We start from the raw sequence: 3,519 nt of genomic DNA, 5'->3' as shown, positions 1-3,519 counted from the left end.
GTAAATTTTCAGCGTTGCTGGCTCCCCGTCAGCCGGATTGGGTTGCATCGCAGGGGTGTCGAAAGAGTCAACTGCGGTCCAAAGCTGTTGGACTTGGGTGAAAAGGGCGTTTATTCTTCCTATACGTCGATCGATTGAATGAAGGACATATACAATCATTTCTCCGACATTTGGTTATGGAGCGAAAAGTTTCAATATCTTATCAAAACCAGGCAATCAATGCGATTAAGTTTTATTACGAACGTGTTTTGGGTGGACAACGGAAAACATATTTCATCGAAAGACCAAAAAAAGAAAAAACACTTCCTGTTGTGATGAGTGAAGAAGAAACCATTCGGGTACTACGCGCTATTGAAAACGTGAAACACAAGGCTATTCTGATGACTATTTATTCGGCAGGTTTGCGCATTTCTGAATGTATAAACCTGAAAATAAAAGACATTGACTCCAAGCGCATGCAAATTCGTATAGAACAGTCAAAAGGAAAAAGAGATCGTTATACCATTTTATCTGAGAAAACATTAATTATTTTAAGAACATACTTTATGGAATATAAACCAAAAGATTATTTATTTGAAGGTCAAAAAGGTGGCGCATACTCAAGCCGAAGTATTCAAAACATTTTTAAAGCAGCTGTTTTAAAAGCAAAGATTCAAAAGGAAGTTACTGTACATACCTTACGACATAGCTTTGCAACGCATTTGCTTGAGAATGGTACGAGTTTACGTTATATTCAATCGTTGTTAGGTCATTCAAGCAGTAAAACAACTGAGGTTTATACACATATTACCACCAAGGGAATGGAACAATTAAAAAGTCCGATGGATTTGTTAGATATATAGAAAGGATTTGTATATTTGAGCAAAACTTAACAAAAAGCACTATGAATATAAATCCTTTTGAGAGAGTAGAAACGAACGGTAAACGGTTGAAAACGGATTTGTCACTGATAATGAAAGGTTTAGCAAAATAAGATATAGTGGATATATACGCCATTTGGCGTATAGCCACTTGTTATGTGCCATTTTTGAATGACAATGCGAATAGATACAGACAAACAAATGAATTTACTTAGTGATAAGAACGTTGCAATAATTGGTGGTGGACCCGTTGGACTGACTATGGCAAAATTATTACAGCAAAACGGCATAGACGTTTCAGTTTACGAAAGAGACAACGACCGAGAGGCAAGAATTTTTGGTGGAACCCTTGACCTACACAAAGGTTCAGGTCAGGAAGCAATGAAAAAAGCGGGATTGTTACAAACTTATTATGACTTAGCCTTACCAATGGGTGTAAATATTGCTGATGAAAAAGGCAATATTTTATCCACAAAAAATGTAAAGCCCGAAAATCGATTTGACAATCCTGAAATAAACAGAAATGACTTAAGGGCTATCTTGTTGAATAGTTTAGAAAACGACACGGTTATTTGGGATAGAAAACTTGTTATGCTTGAACCTGGTAAGAAGAAGTGGACACTAACTTTTGAGAATAAACCGAGTGAAACAGCAGATTTGGTTATTCTTGCCAATGGTGGAATGTCGAAAATAAGGAGCTTTGTTACCGACACGCAAGTTGAAGAAACCGGTACTTTCAACATCCAAGCTGATATTCTTCAACCGGAAATAAACTGTCCCGGATTTTTTCAGCTATGCAACGGCAACCGATTAATGGCGGGACATCAGGGCATTTTATTGTTTGCCAATCCCAATAATAATGGTGCATTGTATTTAGGAATTAGTTTTAAAACGCCCGATGAATGGAAAAATAAAATTCCCTTAGATTTTCAGGACAGAAACAGCGTTGCCGATTTTTTATTGAAAAGATTTTCCAAATGGAGTGAAGTTTACAAACAATTAATACGTTCGGTATCAACATTTCAATGCTTGCCCACAAGGAAATTTCCTTTGAACAATGATTGGAAAAGTAACCGTCCATTACCCATAACAATGATTGGCGATGCTGCTCATTTGATGTCGCCTTTTGCAGGACAGGGTGTAAATACGGGATTATTGGATGCTTTGATATTGTCTGAAAACCTTACAAACGGAGAATTTACAAGTATTGAAAATGCCATCGAAAACTACGAACAACAAATGTTTGTTTATGCAAAAGATACGCAGGACGAATCGACAGAAAACGAAACCGAAATGTTTAGTCCCAATTTTTCGTTTCAAAAATTATTGAATCTATAAACAGTAAGAAAAAACGGCTACTAACAAGCAGTTTTGCAATAGTGGGGCAGAAGTGCAAAATTGAACTTGTGTGCTTCTATCAACTTTTGTACATTAGCTGCCAGTTTAAGATGGGTGCATTTGAGTATGCCCAAAGGAGCCCGCAAGTATGCGCAGGACGAAGCCAGTAGCCGCGCCGATGGTGGCGCGGGTCTATCTGCGCGTCAGCACCGACGCGCAGGACTTGGAACGCCAAGAGGCGATCACTACGGCCGCGAAGGCCGCCGGCTACTACGTCGCCGGCATCTACCGTGAGAAGGCATCCGGCGCACGCGCCGACCGGCCTGAGCTGCTGCGCATGATCGGCGACCTACAGCCCGGCGAGGTGGTCATTGCCGAGAAGATCGACCGCATCAGCCGCCTACCTTTGCCCGAGGCCGAGCGCCTGGTGGCCTCGATACAGGCCAAAGGCGCACGCCTGGCCGTCCCTGGCGTGGTCGATCTATCCGACCTGGCGGCCGAGGCCCAGGGCGTCGCCAAGATCGTGCTGGAAGCCGTGCAGATCATGCTTTTTCGCCTGGCCTTGCAGATGGCCCGCGACGACTACGAGGACAGGCGCGAACGCCAGCGCCAAGGCATTGAGTTGGCCCGCCAGGCCGGGCGGTACAAGGGCCGCCGTGCTGATCCGAAGCGCCGCGCCCAAGTTGTCGCGCTGCGCAAGTCCGGCTACAGCATCAACAAGACCGCCGAGCTGGCCGGGTACAGTGCGGCCCAGGTGAAACGGATATGGGCCGAGGTCAGCCAGGCCGAAGCGAAGCAGCACGGCGCGTTCGTGGAGGACGCATTGACGGAAGCCGATGCCCTGGCCGCTGTCGGCCAGGATGAGCGCCAGGAGGAAAGGGCATGAAGAAGCCGAACCAAGACGACGAGCCGTTTTTCATCACCGAGGAGATTGCGGCCGAAATGATCGCCGGCGGCTATGAGTTCGAGCTGCCGCCCATTCCTTGCACCATCCGCCTACGCGACGTGCTGGAGCGCATGACCGATGCTGAGCTAGCATTGCAGCCGGGCGAGATCGCCGACCAGGAGCGTGAACGCTGCCGGCGCAAGCCGTGTTCAACCTCATGATCTGGTCATGGTATTTTTCATGGCACTGAGCCTGATAGTTCTTGCAAATTGTTGTCACTAAAGGGTTTTGTGTGCTTGTTTACAATCGAGTGGGAGTGACGGGCACTGGCTGGCAATGTCTAGCAACGGCAGGCATTTCGGCTGAGGGTAAAAGAACTTTCCGCTAAGCGATAGACTGTATGTAAACACAGTATTGCAAGGACGCGGAACATGC

General features: G+C 45.5%; 4 protein-coding genes. All 4 read left to right on the top strand.

Going from position 1 to position 3,519, the window contains the following annotated elements:
* Positions 1-176: 176 nt before the first annotated feature.
* Positions 177-842: a tyrosine-type recombinase/integrase gene (locus FTU34_RS17465; protein WP_015060916.1), complete on the top strand. Its 666-nt coding sequence runs from the start codon at positions 177-179 to the stop codon at positions 840-842.
* Positions 843-1,031: 189 nt separating this feature from the next.
* Entirely contained in the window at positions 1,032-2,198 is a 1,167-nt protein-coding gene (locus FTU34_RS17460) for a tetracycline-inactivating monooxygenase Tet(X3) (RefSeq protein ID WP_024160783.1), read from the top strand.
* 148 nt (positions 2,199-2,346) lie between these two features.
* On the top strand, positions 2,347-3,084 hold the full coding sequence (locus FTU34_RS17455) for a recombinase family protein (RefSeq protein ID WP_001366550.1): 738 nt from the start codon (positions 2,347-2,349) through the stop codon (positions 3,082-3,084).
* Positions 3,081-3,305, top strand: coding sequence for a hypothetical protein (locus tag FTU34_RS17450; RefSeq protein ID WP_000743213.1), 225 nt, complete (start codon positions 3,081-3,083; stop codon positions 3,303-3,305). The genes FTU34_RS17455 and FTU34_RS17450 overlap by 4 nt, the downstream gene beginning before the upstream one ends.
* Positions 3,306-3,519: the final 214 nt, after the last annotated feature.

Origin of the sequence: Acinetobacter sp. YH12094 (genome assembly GCF_013419295.1) — a bacterium.
Lineage (GTDB): Bacteria > Pseudomonadota > Gammaproteobacteria > Pseudomonadales > Moraxellaceae > Acinetobacter > Acinetobacter amyesii.
Note: the sequence above shows the minus strand (reverse complement) of the source record. Positions and strands in the feature narration are given on the sequence as shown.

Coding starts and splice junctions, on each gene's coding strand:
- FTU34_RS17450 (WP_000743213.1), top strand. CDS start 3,081: ATGAAGAAGCCGAACCAAGACGACGAGCCGTTTTTCATCACCGAGGAG.
- FTU34_RS17465 (WP_015060916.1), top strand. CDS start 177: ATGGAGCGAAAAGTTTCAATATCTTATCAAAACCAGGCAATCAATGCG.
- FTU34_RS17460 (WP_024160783.1), top strand. CDS start 1,032: ATGACAATGCGAATAGATACAGACAAACAAATGAATTTACTTAGTGAT.
- FTU34_RS17455 (WP_001366550.1), top strand. CDS start 2,347: ATGCGCAGGACGAAGCCAGTAGCCGCGCCGATGGTGGCGCGGGTCTAT.